Raw genomic sequence first — 23,170 nt, 5'->3', positions numbered from 1 at the left:
GCAGTTATCTCCTTCCCGGAAGGAGCCGGCGTACCGTCACGGCGGTGAGCTGTCGTTCTGGCACCGCGCGGCGCCAGAACGATCAGCAGAAGGGCGCTTACTTTTCCCTGGCGGCGAGCAGTACGCTATGCAGCAGTACGTTGGCCCCTTTTTCTGCCCACGTGGGCAGAATATTCTCCGCCTCGTTATGGCTAATTCCCTTCTCGCAGGGGATGAAAATCATGCTGGCGGGCGCGACCTTGCTGATATAGCAGGTATCGTGGCCGGCGCCGGAGACCATGCTTCTGGCGCTGTAGCCGAGCATCTGAACCGCCTGCTCGCTGCGCGCCAGACACTGGGCGTTGAAGGCGATTGGCGCGTAGTCAAAAATGCGCTCGATCTGCGCCTGCACCCCGCGTCTGGCCAGCTTGTCGGCAGCGTGACGCAACGCCTGTTCCATTGCCTCCAGCGCGCTGCTTTGCGGATGGCGGAATTCCACGCTGCATTCGACGCGCCCCGGCACCACGTTGCGCGAACCCGGTATCACCTGCGCCATGCCGATGGTCGCCCGTCCGTCGGGGTTGTGGGCGATCCCGATGTGCTCCACCGCCAGCGCCAGCTCGGCGAAAGCGGTCAATGCATCGCGGCGGCTGCCCATCGGCGTGGTGCCGGCGTGGGCGGAAAAGCCCTCCAGCGTGACGTTGAACCAGCGCTGGCCCATTGCCGCGTGGACGAGGCCGATATCAACGTCTTCTTCTTCCAGAATCGGCCCCTGTTCGATATGCACCTCATAACAGGCATGAACCGGGAACGCGGCGGTCGGACGCTCGCCGCGGTAGCCGATCGCCTCCAGTGCCGCGCCGACGCTGATGCCGTCGCGATCTTTGCGGGCCAGCGCGAAAGCTTCGCTGAACTGCCCGGCCCAGACGCCGGATGCCAGCATCGCCGGGGCAAAGCGCGCCCCTTCTTCATTGGTCCAGTTCACCAGCACGATATCGCGTTCGGTCTCAATGCCGCGTTCGTTCAGCGTGCGTAGCGCCTCCAGCCCGGCGAGCACGCCGTAAATCCCGTCATAGCGGCCGCCGAGCGGCTGGGAATCGACGTGCGAACCGGTCAATACCGGAGCCAGCTGCGGATTTTTTCCGGCGCGGCGGATAAACATATTGCCCATGCTATCGACTGCGCAGGGAAAACCGGCTTCTTGTGCCCACTGGCGCAGCAGGTCGCGCGCCTGGCGGTCCTCGTCGCTCAGCGTCAGCCGGGTGACGCCGCCGGCCGGCGTCGCCCCAATCCTCGCCATCTCGTTGAGGGTTGACCACAGACGTTCAGCGTTGATGGCTATCATGGCTTGTCCTTCTTCACGCGATAGCGGAAGTCGCAGCACTTTCCGCCCTGCATGATGGTGGTGGTGCGGGTCAGCTCCACCTCCGGCGCGTAGCCGACGATAAACTTGTCGTCGCGGGCGCAGGAGAGCAGGTGGCCAATCTCGCCGAGGCCCATCTCGTGGTACATCTCGGCGTAGCGGCAGCGGTTGACGTTGTAGTTATACTGCTGGTCATCGGCGTCCAGCACCTTGACCTCCAGGGCATTGTCCTTTTCCCACAGATATTGCAGGGCGACAAAGCTCTGGATGTTCGCGCCGTTCGGCTCCTGGCGGGCAAACGTTTTTCCCGCCTCAATCGCGGCGTTTTCAATGGCTTCGCCGATGACCGCCTGGGCACGAGCTTTACCTATCTCGCGCACCAGGATGTCGTAAATCGGCTTTATAATTTCGGCTTCAATTTTGCGGCGGGCGAGAATGCCCAGCTCATTATTATCACTCATCACATTGCCTCACTGCGTTACTTCGTTGTTGCGCCGCCGAGTACGGTTTGCGGCTGCCATTTGCCGTCGACGACTTTGTAGACGGTAAAGGTTGGCGATTTCAGGTTGCCCTCTTTATCAAAGGCGATGTGTCCGGTGACCCCGGAGTAGTTAATGGCGCGAAGCGCGGGCAGATAGTTGGCCGGGTCGACGGAGTCAGCTTTTTCCATCGCCGCCACCAGCACGCGGGTGGCGTCATAGGCGAACGGCGCGTGCAGCTCGATATGAGTGTGATAGCGCGCCTGGTAGGCCTGCTCAAAGGCTTTGCCGCCCGGCATCTGTTCAACCGGCAGTCCCGGCTCCAGCGCCACCACGCCGTCACCCTCTTTTTGCGCCAGCTGCAGGAAGGTCTGGCTGACGAAACCGCCGGCGCCCATCAGGGTGGCGTTCATGCCCAGCTGTTTGATACGACGCGCCAGCGGAGCGGCCTGGCTATCGACGCCGCCGAAGAAAATCAGATCGGCATTTTTACTGCGGATGGCGGTCAGTACGGCGCTGAAGTCCACCGTTTTGTCGTCAACATACTGGCGATCGACGATTTTGATCCCCTGCGCGTCCAGCGACTTAATAAACTCGTCCGCCAGCCCCTGACCAAAAGCGGTACGGTCATCGATCACCGCGATGCGTTTGGCCTTCAGGGTTTGTACCGCGTACTGCCCGGCAAACTGGCCGCCGTCATCGTCGTGGCCCATCACGCGGAAGCTGGTGTCGAAACCCTGTCTGGTATAGGCGTGTCCGGTAGCGACCGGCGCGACCTGGGCGATGCCGGCATCGTGGTAAACCCGTGCGGCGGGAATGCTGGTGCCAGTGTTCCAGTGGCCGACGACGCCGGCGACGCCGCTATCCACCAGACGCTGAGCGACGGCAACGGCGGTACGCGGGTCGGACTGATCGTCTTCAGATTGCAGTTTAAAGGTTACCGCCTTGCCGCCGATGGTCGGGTGTTGCTTGTTGATATCGTCAATCGCCAGCTGCGCGCCGTTTTCGAGATCCTTGCCGATACGCGCGGAAGGGCCGGTCAGCGGGCCCGCCAGGCCGATAATCACGGTTTCGCTGGCCGCAGACCATGCGGCGGATGAGGCGAAGCCACTGAGCAGAATAGCGGCGCTGAGCGCACTGATTTTGACTGTTTTCATTGTTTTTCCCTGATGCTGGTTAGTGTTATGCGGGCACTTCGCCCAAATAAATCTGTGCGATACGGTCGTCGGCCAGCAGCGCCTGCGAGGCACCACGTTCCACAATGCTGCCGCTGTCCATCACCCACGCGCTGTCGGTGGCCTCCAGCGCCAGACGCGCGTTCTGCTCAATCAGCAGCAGCGCCACGCCGCGCTGACGGAGAGTGGCGATCACGCGGAAAACGTTCTCGACCATCAGCGGCGCCAGCCCCATCGAGGGCTCATCGAGGATCAGCAGGCGCGGCTGGCTGAGCAGGGCGCGGTTGAGCGCCAGCAGCTGCTGTTCGCCACCGGAGAGCAGCCCGGCCAGCTGGTGCTGGCGTTCGGCGAGGCGCGGGAAGTTGGCGAAGATCTCGTCCATCTCCTGTCGGACCGCCGCGCTATCGCGACGCAGCCAGGCGCCCATCTGCAGGTTTTCCAGTACCGTCATGCGGGTAAAGATGCCGCGGCCTTCCGGTACCATCACCAGCCCTTCGCGCAGCAGCGACTCCGCTTTGCGTCGACGAACCGGTTGACCGTTGAAAATAATCTCGCCGCTAAAGGGTTCCAGCCCGGTAATGGCGCGGACGGTGGAGCTTTTTCCCGCGCCGTTGGCGCCGATCAACGTCGTCTGCTCACCCGCTTTAACGCTGAATGAGACGTCGCGTACCGCCTGGATGCCGCCGTAGTGCACGCTGAGGCCGGTTACGGTTAACAGATCAGACATGGACATTGCCTCCCAGCCAGGCGGCAATCACCGCCGGATCGCGGCGCACGGTCTCCGGCGTGCCGCTGGTTAATGTTTTGCCGTAATCCAGCACCATCAGGCGATCGCAGATCCCCATCACCAGCTTGACGTCATGCTCAATCATCAGCAGCGTTCTGCCGTCATCACGAATGCGCAGCAGCAGTTCGCCCAGCGCCATCTTCTCGGCGGCGTTCATCCCGGCCGCCGGTTCATCCAGCGCCAGCAGGCGCGGATCGGTAGCCAGCGCACGGGCAATCTCCAGCCGCCGCTGGTGGCCGTAAGCGAGGTCGCAGGCGCGGTAGTGGGCGAACTGCGCAATGCCGGTGTAGTCCAGCCAGTGCCATGCCAGCTCGCGGGTCTGCGCCTCTTCGGCGCGGGCGCGTTTATGGCGGGTAAGCGCGGCCCACAGACCGTTGCGGGTGCGCACGTGGCGGCCGACCATCACGTTCTCCAGTACCGACATCTGGTTAAACAGCCGCACGTTCTGGAAGGTGCGGGCGATGCCGGCGGCGGTGACTTTCTCGATATTCTTCGGGAAGTAGGGCTCACCGGCGATAGCGAACTCGCCGCTGTCCGCCGGGTACAGCCCGGTAATCAGGTTAAAGCAGGTGGTTTTCCCCGCGCCGTTGGGGCCGATCAGGCCGTAGATTTCACCTTCATTAATGGTCAGCGATACGTCATCGACCGCCGTCAGGCCACCAAAGCGTTTTGACATGTGGCGTACGCTTAACAGACTCATGCTTTGACTCCCTGATGACGCGCGGGCCAGATGCCCTGAGGGCGCAGGAGCATGACCAGCACCAGCGCCAGGCCGTAGAACAGCTGGCGCAGCACTTCCGGGTCAATCAGCACTTCGCCAAACAGCGCCTGCTGCAGCGGCGCCGCCTGGCTGCGCAGCAGCTCTGGCAGCGCGGTCAGCAGCACCGCGCCGAGGATCACCCCGGGGATATGACCCATCCCGCCCAGCACCACCATCGCCAGTACCGCAATTGACTCCTGTAGCGTGAAGGATTCCGGCGAAACGAAGCCCTGAAATGCGCCGAACAGCGCCCCCGCCACGCCGCCGAACGAGGCGCCGATAGCGAAAGCCAGCAGTTTGTAGTTACGCAGATTGATGCCCATTGCGCGGGCGACGTCTTCATCCTCGCGGATGGCGTGCCAGGCGCGGCCGATGCGCGAATGCTGTAGCCGCAGGCAGACAAAAATAATCGCCACAATCACCAGCATCAGCAGGTAGTACCACAGCCACAGCGCCGGGACTTTAAAACCAAACCAGTGATAGACGCCGCTAAACTTCAGCCCGAACAGGTTCAGCGAGTCGACCCCGGAAATGCCTTTTGCGCCGTTGGTGATGTTGACCGGGCGGTCGAGGTTGCGCATCAGGATGCGGATAATCTCACCAAAACCGAGCGTGACAATGGCCAGGTAGTCGCCGCGCAGCTTCAGCGTCGGCGCCCCCAGCACGATACCGCAGCCTGCCGCCACCAGCGCGGCAAGCGGAATAATCACCAGCCACGAGGTGTGCAGGCCCTCCGGGAACCGGTTATTTAACAGCGGGAACACCTCCAGCAGATGCGGCGAGGCCAGCAGAGCGGCCAGGTATGCGCCGACGGCATAGAAGGCGATAAAGCCCATATCCAGCAGGCCGGTGTAGCCGACCACGATATTCAGCCCCAGCGCCAGCATGATGTAGAGCAGGGCGAAGTCGATGACCCGCACCCAGTAGTTGCCGCCGAGCTGGCTGGCGACCATCGGCGCCACCAGCAGCGCGCAGACGAACAGGGTCATCCCGGACCAGAAGCGGCGGGAGACGACGGGCGTATCGAGTTGTGCCGTTGTCATAATATTTCTCCTAGGCCCGGTGCGCGACGCGTTCGCCGAGTAAACCGGCAGGGCGGAAGACCAGCACCAGAATCAGCACCATAAAGGCGAAGATATCCTGGTAGTTGCTGCCAAAGACGCCGTTGGTCAGGTCGCCGAGATAGCCGGCCCCCAGGGATTCGATCAGGCCCAGTAGCAGGCCGCCGACCATCGCGCCGCGAATATTGCCGATGCCGCCGAGCACCGCGGCGGTGAAAGCTTTAATGCCGGGCAGAAAGCCCATGGAGAAGCTGGCGCTGCCGTAGTTGCTGGCCATCATCACGCCAGCCAGCGCGGCGAATACGCCGCCGATGGCGAAAGTGAGGATGATAATCGCGTTGGGGTTCACCCCCATCAGCGTGGCGATGCGCGGATTTTCCGCCACCGCGCGCATACCGCGACCTAAGCGGGTGTACTCCACCAGCAGCCACAGGCCGAGCATTACCGCGAGGGCCAGCGTGACGGTGACGATACCGGTGACGGTAATGAGCGCCGGAGGATGCGCTTCGCTGCCGTGGGTCACGGCGATCGGATCCATCGGCAGGATCTGCGGGAACATCAGCGGATTGCGCGACCAGACGATCATCGCTACGGTTTGCAGCAGTACCGAGACGCCGATCCCGGAGATCAGCGGCGCCAGGCGCGGAGCGTTACGCAGGCGGCGGTAGGCAAAGCGTTCGACCGCCATCGCCAGCAGGGCGCAGACCGCCATGGCCAGCAGCAGCGCCAGCCCCAGCTGCGCCAGCGGCGGCAGAGTGGGGAAATGGGCATTCAGCGCGTTCATCCCGGAAAGGGTGGTTAACGCGCCGACCATCAGAATATCGCCGTGGGCAAAGTTAATAATGCGCAGAATGCCGTACACCATGGTGTAGCCGAGCGCGATCAGGGCGTAGATGCTGCCGAGCATGACCCCGTTGATGATTTGTTGTATGAGTGTGTCCAACTGGTTCTTCCGACAAGATGCTCAAATAATAGCTACCATCCAACAAATGAATTAAATTGTAAAATACGCATATATTCTTTCTTATGATAAATGCGTTGTTAACTATCTTTATGATTTTTAATATAATTAAATAAAGCATCGAGTAGTGAAATACGCTAAGAAAATCAATATATGAAAAAAACAGAACAGTCAGAAGGGCCGGTTAGCTGGTCTGAGAGTACGTTAGCCAACGATCCGCCGCTGCGGGCGGTGCGCGCCTTCGAGGCGATCGCCCGCCTGGGCAGCGTGACCCTGGCGGCGCAGGAGCTGGCGATTTCACCCTCGGCGGTAAGCCACCAGCTGAAGGTGCTGGAAGGCTATCTGCAGATCCCGCTTACCGAACGCCAGGGGCGGCGGCTGACCCTCAGCCAGCAGGGGCGGGAGTATTACCGCTCGATCCGCGCGGCGTTTAACGTGCTGCGCCAGGCCACCGAACATCTGGTCGATCAGGTGCAAACCCAGCAGGTGACGATCAGCCTGATCCCGCTGTTTGGCATGGGCTGGTTTATTCCCCGTCTGCCGTCGTTCGTGCACGCCAATCCGCATACCGAAATCAACGTGGTTTACGCGAACCACCGCAACTACCTTAGCGATGCTTCCGATATGTCGATTCGCTTTGGCAACGGTCACTGGGTGGGCTATCAAAGCGAAAAGCTGATTTCCGGTAAAATGGTGCCGGTATGCAGTCAGGCCTTTTTGCGTCTGCACGGGCATATCGATACCCCGGAGCAGCTGCTGCAGATGCCGCTGCTGCACGACGAGGAGCGCACGACATGGAACCAGTGGTTTGTGCAGCAGGGGGTTAAACGGCCGCCGCGCTCGACGGGGCCGCTGTTTGAAGATGGCCTGCTGACCCTGGCGGGGGTGCAGGCCGGGCTGGGCTGTGCGCTGATGCGCGAGCCGCTGATCGCCCCCTATCTGAAGAGCGGCGAGCTGGTGAAAATCTTCGATACGGCGATAGATGATGGCCGGGATTACTATCTCTGCGTGCGTCAGGATAGCGATATGACCCCCAACGGTAAGCTATTACAGAGCTGGCTGCGTCAGCAGGCCCTCGGATGAACTTCACTTAAGAATTTACTTAATCCAGCTCACACTTTTGTCCGGTCGCCGTTGTCATTGCGCAGGGACGCTTAGATAATCCGCCGAAATAACCCATTTTTATGATGGCGTGCTACTGCGAAAGCAGGCAAGACCAAAATAGAAATGCTCTCCCGCCAAGGGGAGCGTCTCTGTTTTGGTCTTTTTTTTTGCCCCAACACCAGGGAACACTATGAACTATAACGAAACAGCAGACAAAATCCTCCACGCGGTGGGCGGTGCGGAGAATATCCGCATGCTCACCCATTGCGCGACCCGGCTGCGCATGGAGTTCAACGACCGCGCGAAGGTTAACGATGCGCAGATTGGCACTATCCCCGGCGTGATCAGCGTCGTGGAGAAGGGCGGCCAGTTCCAGATTGTTATCGGCAATGAGGTGCAGCGGGTTTATCGCCTGCTCAATAAGGCCCTGCCTGAGAAGAAAAGCCCGACCGGCGGCGATAAAAACGCCAAACCGACCGGCATCGTTGCGCGGGTTATCAGCGTCATCTCGACCACGTTTACCCCGGTGATCCCGGCGATCACCGGCGCGGGGATGATTAAAGCGCTGTTGGCCATTCTCAAGCTTACCGGCGTGATTAGCGAAACCAGCTCGACCTGGCAACTGCTCAATATCATTGCCGACGCCGCCTTCTTCTTCCTGCCGGTGCTACTGGCCTACGGGGCGTCGCTGAAGTTTGAATGCAACCCGATTCTGGCGATGACTCTCGCGGGCGTGCTGCTGCATCCCGGCATCGGCCAGATGCTGGCGGCCGGTAAAGCGGTCGATTTTGTCGGTATCAACGTCCTGCTTTCCGATTACGCCGGGTCGGTGCTGCCGATCATTCTGACCGTGTGGCTGATGTCGTGGGTGGAGCGTTTTGCCGAAAAAGTGTCGCCATCGATTATCAAGTTTTTCGTCAAGCCGATGCTGATTCTGCTGATTACCGCGCCGCTGGCGCTGGTGGTTGTCGGCCCGGCGGGCATTTTGCTTAACGACCTGGTTGCCGCGGGGGCGGGGGCTATCGATCGCCACGCCAGCTGGTTGATCCCGATGCTGATGGGCACCCTGCAGCCCTTCCTGATCATTACCGGTACCGCATGGGCGATGACGCCGATCGCCACCGGTCAGCTGAGTAAAAGCGGTTACGAGATGATTAACGGGCCGGGGATGCTGGCATCAAACGTGGCGATGGGCGCGGCGACGCTGTGCGTGGCGCTGAAAACCAAAAATAGCAACCTGCGCCAGCTGGCCTCTTCGTCGGGCTTTACCGCGCTGCTGGGGATCACCGAACCGGCGCTGTACGGGGTGTTGCTCAAGTTCCGCCGGGTGCTGATTGCCGCGATGATCGGCGGCGGCTGTGCCGGGGTCTACGCCGGGGTGAGCGGGCTGGTACGCTACGCTTTTGTCTCCCCGGGACTGGCGGCGCTGCCGGCGTTTATCGGCGAAAACCCGATGAATATCGTCCATGCGCTGGTGACCTGCGCGATTTCCATCGTGGTGACCTTTACCTTGACCTGGTTTATCGCCTTCAAAGAGGTTCCGCAGGAGCAAGAGGAGGTGAGCGAGGCGCCGCAGCCCGCGGTCAGCGCGAAAAGCGAGGGCGAGTTTGAAGTATTAAGTCCGCTGCGCGGCCAGGTGGTAGCGCTCAGCGAAGTGAACGACGATGTTTTTTCCGGCGGTCTGCTGGGCGAGGGCGTGGCGATTCGTCCGCAGGAAGGGGTGCTGCGCGCGCCGTTTAGCGGCAAGGTGATGATGTTTCTGCCCTCCTGCCACGCGGTTGGCCTGCAGAGCGACAGCGGTCTTGAGCTGCTGATCCATATTGGTATCGACACCGTCAATCTTAACGGCCAGCACTTTAGCTCGGCGCTGAAGGTGGGCGATAGCGTGGAGGCCGGGCAGGCGCTGATCCGCTTCGATATTTCGGCCATCGAGCAGGCCGGGTACGACCTGATTACCCCGGTGATTGTGGTCAACGGCGATGAGCGGCACTCTCTGCGCCTCACCGCCGCCGCGCAGGTGGATTACGGTGAACCGCTGATGGTGCAATCCGCTAAGGAGGCGCAGGCATGATTTATCAACAGCAGGCCCGGTTCCCGGATGGTTTTCTGTGGGGGGCGTCCACTTCGGCCTATCAGGTTGAGGGCGCGTGGAATGAAGACGGTAAGGGGCCGTCGGTGGTCGATATGCTCAGCCATCCGCCGGGAACGGCGGACTTCCGCATCGCCAGCGACCACTACCATCGCGTGGAGGAAGACGTCGCGCTGATGGCGGAGATGGGGCTGAAGGCCTACCGCTTTTCGGTGGCCTGGTCGCGGGTGATCCCGGACGGCGACGGCCCGGTGAATCCGGGCGGGCTGGCCTTTTATCATCGGCTGATCGACGCCCTGACGCGCCACGGGATCACCCCCATTGTGACGCTGTACCACTTCGACCTGCCGTGGGCGCTGGAGCTCAAAGGCGGCTGGCTGAACCGCAACACCGGGGAGGCCTTCGTGCGCTATGCCCGGCTGCTGTTCAGCGAGTTTGCCGCTAAAGTCCCGCTCTGGCTGACGATTAACGAACAAAACACCATGATCCTCCACCCCGGGGCGATTGGCGTGCCCGCCGATCGCCCACTGCCGGACAAGAAGGCGCTGTACCAGCAAAATCACCATATGATGCTGGCCCAGGCGCAGATCTTCGCCCTGTGCCACCGCGAGTTTCCCGGAGTGCGTATCGGCCCGGCGATAAATACCACCTCGATGTACGCCGAAAGCTGTAAACCGGAGGATGCCATTGCCGCGCATAACTGGGAGACACTGCGCTGCTGGAGCTTTCTGGATGTGGCGGTGCATGGCCGCTACAACGCCCTGGCGTGGGCCTATATGCAGGATCGCGGCCTCGCGCCGCAAGTGCAGCCAGAGGATGCGCTGATTTTGCAGCAGGGGCGGCCGGACTTTATCGCCATTAACTACTACTCCACCGCCACTATTGCCGCCAGTCGGGGCGACGGTGCAGACGTTGCGCCTCGCGCGGGCGACCAGCAAATTATGCTGGGCGAAGAGGGGGTTTATCGCCCGGCGGAAAACCCGTGGGTCGGCAAAACCCCCTACGGCTGGGTCGTCGACCCGGTGGGGCTGCGCCTGACGCTGCGCAAAGTGTGCGAGCGCTACGGTCTGCCAGTTCTGATTAGCGAAAACGGCATGGGCGCGCCGGATAAGCTCGAGCATGACGGGACGGTGAATGACGATTACCGCATCGCCTTCTTACAGGCGCATATTGAGCAAATGCGCCTGGCGATTGCCGACGGCGTCGAGCTGATGGGCTACTGCCCGTGGGCGGCAATTGACGTGGTCAGCACCCATCAGGGATATGCCAAGCGCTACGGTTTTATTTATGTCGATCGCGGTGAGGATGACCTGAAGCGTCTGCAAAGGATCCGTAAACGCAGCTTCTGGTGGTATAAGGACGTCATCGCGCAAAACGGCAACCACGATGAGTCGCAGAGATGATTGTTCAGAAGGTGCTCAATAATAGCCTCGTGCTCTCTATGGATGACGATGACCGGGAGGTTATCGTCATGGGGAAAGGCATTGGCTTCAACAGCAGACCCGGGGATGAGATTGATCCGGAGAAGATAGAGAAGCGATTCGTGACCCAGGCGCTTGGCGCGCGCAGCGGCTATCTCGAGGCGCTCTCCGCCATCCCGGACGAGGTCATCGAAATGGCCGCGATGATTATTTCCCGCGCCAATATGCAGCTTGCCAGCAAGGTTCGCGAGCAGATTTTCTTTACCCTCGCCGACCACCTGACCTTCGCCATCGAACGCAGCCGCAAAGGGATCGCCATTCAAAACCGTCTGCTGCCGGAAGTGAGACGTTTTTATCCGCAGCAGTTCCGCGTCGCCAGCGACGCGGTGACGATTATTCGCCAGCAGTACGGGATTGAACTGCCGGAGGAGGAGGCCGGAAATATCGCTTTTCATCTGGTTAACGGCCAGAGCGAGGGTGACGACGTGGCGCAGACCATGCAGTCGGTGAAGATGCTGAAGGATATTTTTAATCTCGTGCAGTACCACTTTAAGCAGCAGATAGACACCGAATCGATTAACTACTCGCGCTTTCTGGTCCATATGCAGTTCTTCCTCCAGCGTTTACAGGAGGGGGAACTGGACGACGCGCGGGACAGTTTTCTGCTGGTGCAGGTGATTAAGGAGTATCCGGAGGCCTACCGCTGCGCGCTGCGGATCCGCGATTACGTCAAGGCCCAGCTCGATATCACCCTCGGCGGCAACGAGCTGCTGTGGCTCACCGTGCATCTGGTGCGGATTAGCGGGCTGGATGCGTGAGCGTGTTCTATTAACGGGAGGTAAAGGCCAGGGATGTTCCATTCAAGAGACCATCTCTGCTATCACCCGGTGGCGCTAATGCCTTGCCGGGTCGGTGTTTGGTTTTCGTCGGCCGGGTCAGGCGTTAGCCGCCACCCGGCAGAGATACGCGCGCACGGTTTCATTCAAGTTGGTCATTTAAAAACGCCTGGCGAATCAACGATGGCGGAACTGCAGCGTCGCGGGCAGGTAGCGCCGTAGCGGCTCAGGCGTGTTGCCGTCGATCAGCTGGCTTATCAGATCGTAGCAGTGCCAGGCCAGCTGACGGTTATCCTGCTGGACGGTGTCGATACGCAGCGATAGCGAATCGTAGAGATAGTGATCGTCAAAGCTCGCCAGATGAATATCGGAATCCAGTAAATGGTGCTGGCTCATATAGCGCAGCACCCCTTCCAACAGACCGCAGGCGGCGGTGAACAGCGCCTTTGGCGGCCGCCCGAGACGCGCGCAGAGGGCGGCGAACATCTCGTAGCCGGAGCTCGGATGATAGTTGCCGTTAATCACCCACTCGGGACGCAGTTCGACACCGGCGTTTGCCAGCCCCTGAGTAAACCCTGCCAGACGATCGCGGGAGGGCGACAGACGCGGCTGCCCGCCGAGAAACCAGAACTCGTCGCGATGCTGAGGCGCGATGCGGGAAATCAGATCCGCCGTTGGGCTGATGGAGTCGGTCATCACCAGCGGCAGCGTGCTGTCGCTGGGACAGCGGTCAAACAGTACCACCGGCAGCTGTTCGCTGAGCTTGAGGTAATCGGCGTCGTTGTGCATACAGGAGGCGACGATCAGCCCGTCAACCTGGCGGGCAATCATATTATTGACCACCATGGTTTCCTGGCCGGGGTTTTCGTCGGTACAGGAGATCAGCAGCTGAACGCCCGCCTCGCGGCAGAGCATTTCCAGCTCATGAGAGAAGACGGCAAACCCGTAGTTGGTGATTTCAGGCACCACCAGACCGATGGTGTGGCTACGGTTATCGCGCAGCGAGCGGGCGTGAATACTGGGCTGATAATGTTGTTCGCGCGCGATGGCCAGCACGCGCTCGCGGGTATCCTGCGCCACGCGGAGTTCTTTGCCACGACCGTTCAGCACCAGGCTGGCGGTGGCTTTCGAGACACCCGCCAGCTCGGCGATATCTTTAATGGTAACGCGTTTGGTTTTCATCACGACAACATGCGCCTGAATTTAAAACGCTTATTCTACCATGCATGGCTCCAGCGACCAGTAGCAGAATGTTACCGGCGTCGCGCCGCTGAAAACCAGCTGTGCGGGATAGTCCGGGAAGAGGCGGCTGCTCATCACCCCTTCGCCGTCGTTAATGAAAATCTCCACGCTCGACTGGTCGATGAAGATCCGCAGCGAGCGAACCGTGCCGCGCCAATAGCGATAGAGCATTTCGTCGCTGGCGAGGCTGCGCCGCGCCAGACGAAGGCCGTGGCTATCGCGCTCGAGAGTCAACGCGCCGCCGAAATCGAGGCTAAACGCGTCGTCAGCGGCGGTATCGAGGGCGATTTCCAGCGGGGCCAGCGGCAGAACGTTGCCCTGCCAGCTGCGGACTTCGCCGCGCAGGGCGCTCAGTTCGCGCAGCGGGCGCTGATAGAGTTTGCCGTCCACCCACTCCAGTTCGCGCAGGCAGGTCATCTGGTGGATCCAGCCGTTGGCCCGCGTCGGCTGGCGCATCTCCTCGCCGTCCGGTACGCCCATCCAGCCAACCAGCAGCCGACGGCCGTCGGCTGTCTGCATGGTTTGCGGGGCATAGAACTCAAACCCGGCATCCAGCTCGTGCAACTCGCCGTGCGTGAAGGCGGCGCTGGCGTAATCGAAGCCGCCGGCCATCCACACCGCCGGATAGGTGTTGAGGTAGCGCTCTTTCTCGCCGGGAATCCCCTGCGGGCAGCAAATCAGAATATGCTGATCGCCAAGCGGGAACAGGTCCGGACACTCCCACATATAACCGGCATCGTGCAGTCCGTTGATGCCGGCGCCGGCGATTTCGCCCTCGCTCGTCCACTCATGGAGATTTGCGGAGCTGAACAGCAGCACCTTGCCGCGCTTTTGCCGATCCTGCGCACCCAGCACCATGTACCAGCGGCCTTCATGCTGCCAGACTTTCGGGTCGCGCACGTGGCCGGTATAGCCCTCTGGCAGCGGCAGGACCGGGCCGGTTTTGTTGAAGGTGCCGTCGGGATTTTCCGTCGCCAGGCACTGCCAGGCGGTCCGGCTGCCGTCTGCAAATTTGACGTTACCGGTGTAGCACAGGGTCAACGTCCCGTTGTTATCCACCGCGCTGCCTGAGTAGCAGCCGTTGCGGTCATACTCTTCGTCCGGCATCAGCGCAATCGGTTCATGCCGCCAGTGCAGCAGATCGGCAGAACTCCAGTGCCCCCAGCATTTGAAGGTGTGATCGCAGGCGAGTGGGTTCCACTGATAGAACAGGTGATAGCGCCCGGCAAATTCGACAAAGCCGTTGGGATCGTTCATCAGCCCGGTGACCGGCGCGTGGTGCCAGCGGGGATAGTGGCTGTCGGCCAGCGCGCGCGGCTGGCCTTGCATAACGGCCTGCAAAATCGCAGGCAGGCGTGATGGAAGTGACATTATTCCGCGTCCGTTTTGTATTTCAGCAGCAGGGAGACGACAAAGGCAACGCCGAAGGCGATGACCATCCCGATAATGTAGTTCAGCAGCGAACTGGCCTGCACGATAGCCATGCCTGGAATCGCCGTCAGGCCGACCGCGGTCATATAGACGTGCATGGAGACGACCCATGCGCCGCCCGCTGCGCCGCCGATCAGCGCTGCAATAAACGGCTTCACAAAGCGTAAGTTGATACCAAAAATCGCCGCCTCGGTGATACCCAGCATGGCAGAAAACGCCGATGGCAGGGTAATGGCTTTGATTTTGGCATCTTTGGTTTTAAACCACACCGCCAGGCAGGCGCCGCCCTGAGCAACGTTGGCCATCGCCCAAATCGGCAGCAGGAAGTTGACGCCGATGGCGGGGTTGCCCAGCAGTCCGGCTTCGATAGCGTGGAAGCTGTGGTGAATACCGGTAATCACGATAACCGAATAGAGACCGCCAAACAGCAGCCCAGCCAGCCAACCGGCGTGGGTAATCAGCGTACTGAGCACGAATGAGATGCCGTCTCCCAGCGCGCGGCCCGCCGGACCGATAATCAGCAGGGCGATAAAACCGGAAATAATCACCGTCAGGAACGGCGTCAGGATCAGGTCCAGCGCATCGGGGATGACGCGGCGCAGCTGCTTCTCAACAATGCTCATAAACCATACCGCCAGCAGCACCGGGAACACCGTACCCTGATAGCCGATCATCGCAATCTCAAGGCCGAAGAAGTTCATGGTATGGAAACCGGCGGCCACGCCCCAGGCGTTGGTGAGCGCCGGGTGGGTCAGAATGCCCCCGAGCGTCGCGCCAAGGTAGGGGTTACCGCCAAATTCGCGGGCGGCGGTAAAGCCAATCAGGATCGGCAGAATAATAAACGCCGCCGAGCTGCACATATCCAGAATAATGTAGATAGCGTTGCTCGGGTCGACCCAGCCGTAGGTTTTCACCATGCCGAGCAGGCCCATCAGCAGACCGGAGGCTACGATAGCCGGAATAATGGGTACAAAGATGTTTGACAGCAGACGGGCGATACGCTGGAACGGATTAAGCTTTTTCGCCGCGATATCGGCGGCTTCCGACTTGCTGGATTCGCCGATGCCGGCGGCCTGAATAAACGCGGCGTAAACTTTGTTCACCACCCCGGTGCCAAAAATAATCTGCATCTGTCCGGCGTTGCGAAAACATCCTTTTACGCCTTCAATTTTGCCGATAGCCTGCTGGTCGGCGAGCGCATCATCGATCAGCACCAGACGCAGGCGCGTGGCGCAGTGCGCGGCGCTGGCGATGTTTTCCTTACCTCCCAGAAGCGGAAGCAGCGAGCGGGAAATCTGTTCAAAATCCATAGTACCCTCTGAATGCGTAATAATTATCGTGTTGTGGTCCCGGGTTTACGGGGGCGCAGTCTCTGCGTCGTTATTGTGTCCGGGGCGATGGCCGACTCGCCGCCGCCCCGGTGTTTCTGGCATCAGGCGCTAACCGTCAGAACCAGGTTTCCATTTGCATACCGAACGACCATTCACCGCCTGATTTAAAACCGCTGCTGCCTAAGGCATCATCGCTGGCGTAATTATCCAGTTTTTTGCTCCAGTCCATCCACGAGGTGTAGAGACGGATCTCCGGACGGCTGAAGAAATCGCCAATGCTACCGACCTTAAAGGTGGGGGCGAAGGTGAGTTTATAGAAACTTCCGTTCACCGCATGGCGGTCGTTGTAGCCTTCGGGTTTGAGATCCATGTACTGGTAGGTGCCTTCGTAAGCAAGGGCGAAGTTCTGAGTGATCTCCTGAATCAGACGCAGGTTGAGCGTCGCCCACTGGTAGCTGTCGCCATCGACATAGCGATCTTTACTGCTCTGCGCCAGCACCGCCGGGGCGATAAACCAGTTCTCGCTGAGCGGCGTGGTGCCGTAGCTGGCGAAGCGCCAGGTATTTGCTCCCGGGCGCAACCCGCCGTCGGAACCGACGCCTTTCACTTCGGCACCCAGCCCGTGGCCATAGAGCAGTGCCGTTTTGCTGGTCCCTTCACGCAGGCCGTAAAAGCTGTCGTTGTGCAGACCGAGCAGCGTATGTACCCCGGTATTTGCCGCATCGCCTTTGACCAGATTACCGTTGGTATCTTTGCGCTCATCATTATCTTTCGCCCGCATCCCGCTGACCATCACCTGCACCGGGCCGATGAAGTTATTCATGCTGAGGATGTAGTTCTGCACGCTATTGCTTGAATCATCAATATCGCCGAAGTTGCGCCCGTATAAAGAGAAGTTACTCCGCAGGCTGTCGTTCCACTTCACGTCGTAAATACCGCCGCCGGTCCCGGCGAGGAATACCACGTCGGAGTCGACCCAGTGAATATCAAAGTTGTCGCGGTCGAAACGTTTCCCGGCCCACAGGGTTGAACCTTTGAAGGGACCCTCGAAGGTGGGCAGATTACCCAGCTCGACGAAAGCCTGGCGCACGTTCAAATCGCTGCTGCTTGCCGTCCAGTCGTTGTAGGTGGTTTGGCCGTCGGCCACCATCACCTTGAAGCGCGTCGTTGCCCCGTTATCCAGGGTCTGCTTATGTTCGAGGTTCATTTCGACATAGGTGTCGGCCTGGTTCCCCAGACGGCCGATGGCCCCGCCGGTTTCCCCCGCCGGTGTCATATAGGCGCCGGATTTGGTACTGGCGGCGGAGTCGTTCATGATTACGCCGGAGCGGGCGTAGCCGTGGAACTCAAACCCGCTTTTCTCGTCGGCTTTTTTCTCCAGCTGGGCGGTGCGCTGGGCTACCTGCTGGGTGTTGTCCTGGGTTTTTTGCTGCTGGGTGGTGAGCTGCTCGACTTTCTTCTCCGCCGACTCGGCGCGGTTTTCCGCGGTTTGAGCCCGGTTTTCGGCATCCTGCAGGCGTTTTTCCAGGGCGATCAAACGGGCTTCGATACTGCTGAGGTCCGTTTGTGCATGAGCTGAGGCCGCGCCGGTGAGCAAAGTAATAACAACCGCGAGTGTGCTTTTTTTATACATGTAGGTCGCATCCCAAACGTAAAATTGACATTATTGTGTTTTTGCTAAACCGGTTTAGGCGCTATGTTAAACATGACCTTTAACATCTGTGAATATAAATTGCTAAACCGATTTAATAAATGTGATGGATGCAACAAAGTGGGCCGCCAGAGCAGCCCGAAAGGATCAAAATGAGAGGTTAAGATCGTGCTGGTAGGGAAGGGCGGTCATCGCCCCTTTGGCGGTAGTGGCCAGCGCTCCGCAGGTTTGCGCCTGCATGATTGCCGGTTCCAGCGCCGCGGGATCCGTTGGCATTCCCTTCGCGGCAAGACTGGCAAGCAGCCCGGCGACAAACGCATCGCCTGCGCCGGTCGTATCGACGCTGACCACCGGCTGCGCGGAGAAGTGGGTTAACTGCTGCTGAAAAGCGGTGAGCACCCCGGCTTTACCCTGAGTGACCAGCAGAAGTTCAGGCTGGTAGCGCTGGGTCAGGGCGGTTATCCCTTCGACTAAATCGTCTCTGCCGCTGATTAACGCCAGCTCTTCTTCGGACAGTTTTACCACGTTTGCCAGACGCAGCGCGCGATCGAGACAGGCATGCAGCAGCTCCGGGTCCTGCCAGAGATCCGCGCGGATATTGGGGTCAAAGCTGACCCGACCGCCGGCTAATTTTATTCTCTCCATCGCCGCGAAGGTTGTGCTGCGGCTGGGTTCGGCGCTGAGCGCGATGGAGCAGACGTGCAGCCATTCGTTGGCGGCGAAGGGCGGAAGGTCTTCCGGCTGTAAAAACAGATCCGCGCTGGGGCGTACCATAAAGGTAAAGGTTCTTTCCCCTTCGCCATCGAGATCGACCACCACGGTAGAGGTCCGGTGCTGCGGATCGCAGCGCATGTAGCGGGTATCCACCTGTTCCTCGCGCAGAGTTTGCTGCATAAAGCGGCCAAAAGGATCGTCGCCGACGCGGCCGATAAACCCGCTGTTGCCACTCAGGCGGGCGATACCTACCGCCACATTGGCCGGCGCGCCGCCGGGACACTGCAACAGGCGACCGCCGCTTTCCGGCAGCAGGTCCACTACCGCATCCCCAAGCACCCAAACTTTTGCATTCATACTGTTTTCACCTCAATGCTAAACTTAATTAAACCGGTTTAGCTTATTTAAGCATAGCCCGCCGATGAACGAAACGCTGCGATCGATAAAGTGAGAAGCAGGACAAAAAACGGCGTGACGGAAGCGGGGAGCATCGTTCCCGGAGGCAGAACTCCAGCTGTGGACTTTTACTGCCTGGTGTTCTTCGCTATATTTTGTGAAGCAATGATTTGCCCACTGCCGGCGAGCGAGGGAGAGCGTATTTAAAGATGGTGAGTCGTTTTGGCAATATTCACGCTTTTTACCAGTCGCTGGAGCTGACAAGCCATCTGCCAGAGGTTATTGCCTGCGGTGAAGATCTTGAGCTGGCCAGCGGCGAGCGTTTCCAGCCCGCAGAAGGGTTCATCTACTTTTTGCGGCAAGGGCAGGTGACCCTTGCCGTAGATGATGAGCAAAATCTGCTGGGTATTGTTATTGAAAATATGCCGCTGGGCCTGCTGGAGCACTATTGTCCGTCGGCCAGATTCTTCTACCGCTGCCAGGAAAATTGTCGCTTTAGCAAAATTGCCTCCAGCGATTTTGAACGTATTTTTTATCATTCGTCGCCGCAGTACATGAAAGAGCTGACGACGATTCTGGTTTATATGGGCATCTTCGTACTGGATGTCAGCAATGAAAGAGGCAATCTGTCGGGGTTCCAGACCATCAAGTCGATGCTCTTTCGCTATCTGTACCGCCGCGAAATTGATACCGGCAAGCGCGAAAGTTTGTCCGCTTTTATTATCAAACGAACGAATCTTTCAAGAAGCTATGTCTATCAGGTGCTGGCGGCGCTGAAAGAGGGGGGATATATTACGGTAAAAAAAGGGCAGCTTATTTCCATTGACCGGAAAATCCCTGAAAAATTCTGATTAATACTCGCATGGAAAATTATTTTTAATTATTTCCCCGGCGTCGTGACGCCTTCATTCCGCTTACGGCTTAATTTAATTATCTCTCTGGAGTTATTCGATGACCCTGGATTATGTTGCATTGGCTATCCTCGTTGCGGTAGTCCTGATCCTGTTTTACGGGGTAATTGTGATTCACGATATCCCCTATGAAATTGCTAAAAAAAGAAATCATCCGCATCAGGATGCGATCCATTACGCCGGATGGGTGAGCCTGTTTACACTGCATATCCTGTGGCCGCTGCTGTGGATTTGGGCCACTCTGTGGCGTGAAGACCGCGGCTGGGGGATGCAAAAAATGGCGCAAGAACAGAGCGACCTGCATCATCGCCTGGAACAGGCCTGCACTCGTCTGGACACCCTTCAGCAGGAGTTAAATGCGGTGAAACAGCGTGCCGCAGTCAATATAAATAATAAAGGGGCTGAATAATGGAAACGTTGCTGCTCCTGTGTTATGCCGCATTAAGTATTGCGATATTTAAAATTTTCCGTATTCCGCTGAATAAATGGACGGTGCCTACCGCCGTATTAGGTGGGGTGGTACTGATTGGCGCATTAATTCTGGGAATGAACTATAACTTCCCCTACACCGATATAGGTAAACAGGTCTTTCGCACGGTGCCTGTTGTCTCGCAAACGCGCGGCCGGGTGATGAGCGTGCCGGTGCAGCCGAATCAAATGCTGCACAAGGGGGACGTCTTGTTCACCCTCGACCCGACGCCCTTTCAGGCGCAGGTTGATGATTTGACAGCGCAGGTCAAAGCGGCCAGCCAGGATGCGCTGTCGCTCAACGCCGCTCTCAACAGTGCCCAGGCCGATCTCCAAAAAGCGATAGCGTTGCGCGATCGGGCGCAGCGGGAATATGCTCGCTTCCAGGCGGGCCACGACAAAGGCGCATTTTCAGATCAGATGGTGGATACCCGCCGTCAGAGCTGGAAGGCCGATGAAGCCGCGGTCGCCGCTGCTCAGGCGAGCGTAGTTCAGGCGCACAATAACCTGAATTCGGTGGTCAACGGCGAAAACACCAAAGTCGCCTCGCTGCTGGCGCAGCTGCGCGCGGCGGAGTTTAAACTGGAAAATACCGTCGTTCGCGCCCCGTCAGATGGCTACGTCAGCACCGTCGGTTTACGCCCCGGGACGATGTCGACAGCCCTCGGTCTGAAGCCGGTGATGACCTTTGTCCCGACGGGAGAAGCGGACAAACGTGAGTTCGTGGCGGCCTTCCGCCAGAATTCGTTGCAGCGTCTGGAAAAAGGCGAGCAGGCCGAGCTCCTGTTCCCGGCGGTACCGGGGACGGTATTTCACGCCGAGGTGACCGAGGTGCTGCCGGCGATTGGCGAGAGTCAGTTTCAGGGACAGGGGACATTGCTGACAACTCGCGATCTGGATACCCGCGGTCGGGCGCTGGTGGTCTTCCGGGTGACGGATACGCGGCTACAAAACTACCATCTGCCGCAGGGAACCGATGTTGAAGCGGCGGTTTACTCCGGCCATTTAGAGCACCTGTCGCTAATCAGGAAGATCCTGATCCGCATGAAAAGCTGGGAAAACTACCTTTATCTCGATCATTAACCTGTCGTTTGCGTACGCCGTTAAGCGGGCGCTGGTCGGGCAACTCACGTGCCTGGCCAGCGTCTTATCATCCCTCTGCCAGACCGTCGATAATCACCTGCATTATCCCCTGAGAACAGGGTTCAATCCGGCCGCGCACGCCATAGGCCGACGCAAGTATCTCCGGCGTAATCACCTGCGACGGCGCGCCGTCGGCCAGCAGCTGGCCTCCCTTCAGCATCAGCACATGATCGGCATGGCGCAACGCAATATTAATATCATGTACCACCACCAGGGTGATGATATTGCGCCGGCGGGTCTCCTGGCGTACCAGGTCCATCACGTGAAACTGGTAGTTCAAATCCAGCGCGCTGAGCGGTTCATCCAGCAGGAGTAATGACGGCTGGCGGATAAGCGACTGGGCCAGGCCGACGAGCTGTTTTTGCCCGCCGGAAAGCTGGTCCAGGTAGCTTAACGCCAGATGTGCAATACCCAGCTGGCGCAGCAGGGACATGACTTCCGCCTCGCTATCAGAACGTACGCCTCCGGCAGCGTGCCGGGCGACGATAATTGACTCCAGCACGTGCAGATGCACGCCTGCAGGCAGCGTTTGCGGTAGATAGACCACTTTTTCTGCCCGTCTGGCAAACGGTAGCGTCAGCAGGTTTTCTCCGGCCAGTGACAGTTCCCCCGTCGACGGGCCGAGGCCCGCCATCGCCCGCATTAGCGTCGATTTCCCGCTGCCGTTGGGACCCAGAAGCGCCGTGATTTTACCGCACGGTAGATGAGGGACAGTCAGATCGTGAATGACCTGACGTTTCGGATAACCGGCGTTGAAATGGCCGAGCGCCAGTCCCGATTCCGCTGGGGTGTGCAGGCTCATACGTTTCCCCGATGGCGTAAAATAATGCTCAGGAAGAAGGGAACACCGACCAGCGAGGTGACTATCCCTACCGGGATGATCGCGCCGGGCAGCAGATTCTTCGACGCCACCGAGGCGAGCGATAGCACCAGGGCGCCAATAAAGGCGCTGGCGGGCAGATAAAAGCGGTGATCCTCACCAAAAACCAGGCGCGCAATGTGCGGTGCGACGAGGCCAATAAAGCCGATTGGGCCAACGAAGGCCACCGACAGCGCCGATAAGATGCTAATGCGCAAAAGCGTGGTCAGACGTAGACGACGGACGTTGATGCCAAAACTCATCGCCCGATCTTCGCCGAGGCGCAGCGCGGTTAGCTTCCACGCATTCAGCATGGAAAGTGGCATCACGACCGCCAGGACGGCAAATAAAATCCCCACTTTTTGCCAGGAGGCGCGATCGATACTGCCCATGGTCCAGAACACCAGGCCCTGTAGCGTGTCCTCATTGGCAACAAACTGCAGCATCGATACCAGGGCGTTAAAGGTAAATACCAGCGCGATACCAAATAAGATGACCCCGGAAGTGGCGACCTGGGTCCAGCGGGTGATGCCGTCCAGCAGCAGGGCGGCCAGTAGGGCGAACAGAAACGCGTTTGCGGAGGTAAACCACTGGTTGGGAATGCCGGGAAGGCCAATCCCCAGCACGATGGCCAGCGCTGCGCCGAACGCCGCCGCTGAGGAGACGCCGAGTGTAAAAGGGCTGGCGAGCGGATTGTTGAGGATCGTTTGCATCTCTGCGCCGGCCAGGCCCAGAGCAAGGCCCACCACCACTGCCATCAGCGCGTAGGGCATACGAATATCCCAGACAATGACCCGCGTTCCGGCCGCTGCGCTGCCGGGGTTCGTCAGGGTTTGCCATAGGGTATGTAGCGACATGCCTGACGGCCCGAGCACGAAATCGAGTAGCAGCGAGGCGACAATCAGCAGCAACAACAGTAGCATCAATGCGATGCGGCGACGCAGAATTTGGCGATAGTGGGCCATCACGCCGTCGGTACCGGTATTCCGTATGCGGATGCCGGATTCAG

21 protein-coding genes are annotated in these 23,170 nt (G+C 59.4%); 7 read left to right on the top strand and 14 right to left on the bottom strand.

Features of this window, described 5'->3' with window-relative positions; translation table 11 throughout:
- Positions 1-97: 97 nt before the first annotated feature.
- From DSD31_RS19130 to DSD31_RS19100, 7 genes are read right to left on the bottom strand one after another with little or no spacing between them, the layout of a single operon-like run.
- A complete protein-coding gene (locus DSD31_RS19130; protein WP_113991256.1) occupies positions 98-1,324 on the bottom strand; it encodes a Zn-dependent hydrolase in 1,227 nt (408 codons plus the stop codon).
- Entirely contained in the window at positions 1,321-1,803 is a 483-nt protein-coding gene (locus DSD31_RS19125) for an L-2-amino-thiazoline-4-carboxylic acid hydrolase (RefSeq protein WP_004858992.1), read from the bottom strand. The genes DSD31_RS19130 and DSD31_RS19125 overlap by 4 nt, the downstream gene beginning before the upstream one ends.
- 17 nt (positions 1,804-1,820) lie before the next feature.
- The gene (locus DSD31_RS19120) at positions 1,821-2,978 is read right to left on the bottom strand and encodes a branched-chain amino acid ABC transporter substrate-binding protein (protein ID WP_004858995.1); all 1,158 of its coding nucleotides are present in this window, start codon (positions 2,976-2,978) and stop codon (positions 1,821-1,823) included.
- Positions 2,979-3,003: 25 nt separating this feature from the next.
- Positions 3,004-3,723 carry an ABC transporter ATP-binding protein gene (locus DSD31_RS19115; protein WP_004859000.1) on the bottom strand — a complete coding sequence of 240 codons (720 nt, stop codon included), beginning with the start codon at positions 3,721-3,723 and terminating at the stop codon, positions 3,004-3,006.
- Positions 3,716-4,483, bottom strand: coding sequence for an ABC transporter ATP-binding protein (locus tag DSD31_RS19110; RefSeq protein ID WP_015584976.1), 768 nt, complete (start codon positions 4,481-4,483; stop codon positions 3,716-3,718). The genes DSD31_RS19115 and DSD31_RS19110 overlap by 8 nt, the downstream gene beginning before the upstream one ends.
- On the bottom strand, positions 4,480-5,586 hold the full coding sequence (locus DSD31_RS19105; RefSeq protein ID WP_064357314.1) for a branched-chain amino acid ABC transporter permease: 1,107 nt from the start codon (positions 5,584-5,586) through the stop codon (positions 4,480-4,482). The genes DSD31_RS19110 and DSD31_RS19105 overlap by 4 nt, the downstream gene beginning before the upstream one ends.
- Before the next feature lie 10 nt (positions 5,587-5,596).
- Complete coding sequence (locus tag DSD31_RS19100; RefSeq protein WP_226949282.1) at positions 5,597-6,511, bottom strand: branched-chain amino acid ABC transporter permease; 915 nt, start codon at positions 6,509-6,511, stop codon at positions 5,597-5,599.
- Positions 6,512-6,718: 207 nt separating this feature from the next.
- On the opposite strand from DSD31_RS19100, the gene DSD31_RS19095 reads away from it, so the two are divergent.
- The 4 genes from DSD31_RS19095 to licT all read left to right on the top strand — a co-directional run bounded on the left by DSD31_RS19095 (position 6,719) and on the right by licT (position 11,997).
- The gene (locus DSD31_RS19095; RefSeq protein ID WP_004859015.1) at positions 6,719-7,648 is read left to right on the top strand and encodes a LysR substrate-binding domain-containing protein; all 930 of its coding nucleotides are present in this window, start codon (positions 6,719-6,721) and stop codon (positions 7,646-7,648) included.
- 211 nt (positions 7,649-7,859) lie between these two features.
- On the top strand, positions 7,860-9,740 hold the full coding sequence (locus DSD31_RS19090; RefSeq protein WP_015584973.1) for a beta-glucoside-specific PTS transporter subunit IIABC: 1,881 nt from the start codon (positions 7,860-7,862) through the stop codon (positions 9,738-9,740).
- Positions 9,737-11,161: a glycoside hydrolase family 1 protein gene (locus DSD31_RS19085; RefSeq protein ID WP_004859020.1), complete on the top strand. Its 1,425-nt coding sequence runs from the start codon at positions 9,737-9,739 to the stop codon at positions 11,159-11,161. Before DSD31_RS19090 ends, DSD31_RS19085 begins: the two co-directional genes overlap by 4 nt.
- Entirely contained in the window at positions 11,158-11,997 is an 840-nt protein-coding gene (gene licT / locus DSD31_RS19080) for a BglG family transcription antiterminator LicT (RefSeq protein WP_004859023.1), read from the top strand. The genes DSD31_RS19085 and licT overlap by 4 nt, the downstream gene beginning before the upstream one ends.
- A 195-nt stretch (positions 11,998-12,192) precedes the next feature.
- On the opposite strand, the gene DSD31_RS19075 is transcribed toward licT, so the two are convergent.
- From DSD31_RS19075 to DSD31_RS19055, 5 genes are all read right to left on the bottom strand, one after another.
- Positions 12,193-13,197 carry a LacI family DNA-binding transcriptional regulator gene (locus tag DSD31_RS19075; protein WP_004859026.1) on the bottom strand — a complete coding sequence of 335 codons (1,005 nt, stop codon included), beginning with the start codon at positions 13,195-13,197 and terminating at the stop codon, positions 12,193-12,195.
- Positions 13,198-13,227: 30 nt separating this feature from the next.
- The gene (locus DSD31_RS19070) at positions 13,228-14,628 is read right to left on the bottom strand and encodes a sucrose-6-phosphate hydrolase (protein ID WP_099842888.1); all 1,401 of its coding nucleotides are present in this window, start codon (positions 14,626-14,628) and stop codon (positions 13,228-13,230) included.
- Positions 14,628-15,998: a sucrose-specific PTS transporter subunit IIBC gene (locus DSD31_RS19065; protein WP_004859031.1), complete on the bottom strand. Its 1,371-nt coding sequence runs from the start codon at positions 15,996-15,998 to the stop codon at positions 14,628-14,630. Before DSD31_RS19065 ends, DSD31_RS19070 begins: the two co-directional genes overlap by 1 nt.
- Positions 15,999-16,134: 136 nt before the next feature.
- A complete protein-coding gene (locus DSD31_RS19060) occupies positions 16,135-17,652 on the bottom strand; it encodes a carbohydrate porin (protein ID WP_004859034.1) in 1,518 nt (505 codons plus the stop codon).
- A gap of 165 nt (positions 17,653-17,817) precedes the next feature.
- On the bottom strand, positions 17,818-18,741 hold the full coding sequence (locus DSD31_RS19055; RefSeq protein WP_113991255.1) for an aminoimidazole riboside kinase: 924 nt from the start codon (positions 18,739-18,741) through the stop codon (positions 17,818-17,820).
- Positions 18,742-18,989: 248 nt separating this feature from the next.
- On the opposite strand from DSD31_RS19055, the gene DSD31_RS19050 reads away from it, so the two are divergent.
- The 3 genes from DSD31_RS19050 (at position 18,990) to DSD31_RS19040 (ending at position 21,242) form a co-directional block, all read left to right on the top strand.
- The gene (locus tag DSD31_RS19050) at positions 18,990-19,631 is read left to right on the top strand and encodes a helix-turn-helix domain-containing protein (RefSeq protein ID WP_113991254.1); all 642 of its coding nucleotides are present in this window, start codon (positions 18,990-18,992) and stop codon (positions 19,629-19,631) included.
- 100 nt (positions 19,632-19,731) lie between these two features.
- Complete coding sequence (locus DSD31_RS19045) at positions 19,732-20,100, top strand: DUF3302 domain-containing protein (protein ID WP_032716811.1); 369 nt, start codon at positions 19,732-19,734, stop codon at positions 20,098-20,100.
- Complete coding sequence (locus tag DSD31_RS19040; RefSeq protein WP_004859055.1) at positions 20,100-21,242, top strand: HlyD family secretion protein; 1,143 nt, start codon at positions 20,100-20,102, stop codon at positions 21,240-21,242. Before DSD31_RS19045 ends, DSD31_RS19040 begins: the two co-directional genes overlap by 1 nt.
- 67 nt (positions 21,243-21,309) lie before the next feature.
- Here DSD31_RS19040 and DSD31_RS19035 read toward each other — a convergent pair whose 3' ends face one another.
- Both DSD31_RS19035 and DSD31_RS19030 read right to left on the bottom strand, forming a co-directional pair.
- Positions 21,310-22,104 (bottom strand): ABC transporter ATP-binding protein, encoded by a 795-nt coding sequence (locus tag DSD31_RS19035; protein ID WP_113991253.1) that lies wholly within the window; start codon positions 22,102-22,104, stop codon positions 21,310-21,312.
- Positions 22,101-23,129 carry a FecCD family ABC transporter permease gene (locus DSD31_RS19030; protein ID WP_160873239.1) on the bottom strand — a complete coding sequence of 343 codons (1,029 nt, stop codon included), beginning with the start codon at positions 23,127-23,129 and terminating at the stop codon, positions 22,101-22,103. Before DSD31_RS19030 ends, DSD31_RS19035 begins: the two co-directional genes overlap by 4 nt.
- Positions 23,130-23,170 lie beyond the last annotated feature (41 nt).

Source organism: Klebsiella sp. X13 (assembly GCF_003323835.1).
Lineage (GTDB): Bacteria > Pseudomonadota > Gammaproteobacteria > Enterobacterales > Enterobacteriaceae > Klebsiella > Klebsiella ornithinolytica.
This window is presented reverse-complemented; position numbering and strand designations above follow the sequence as displayed.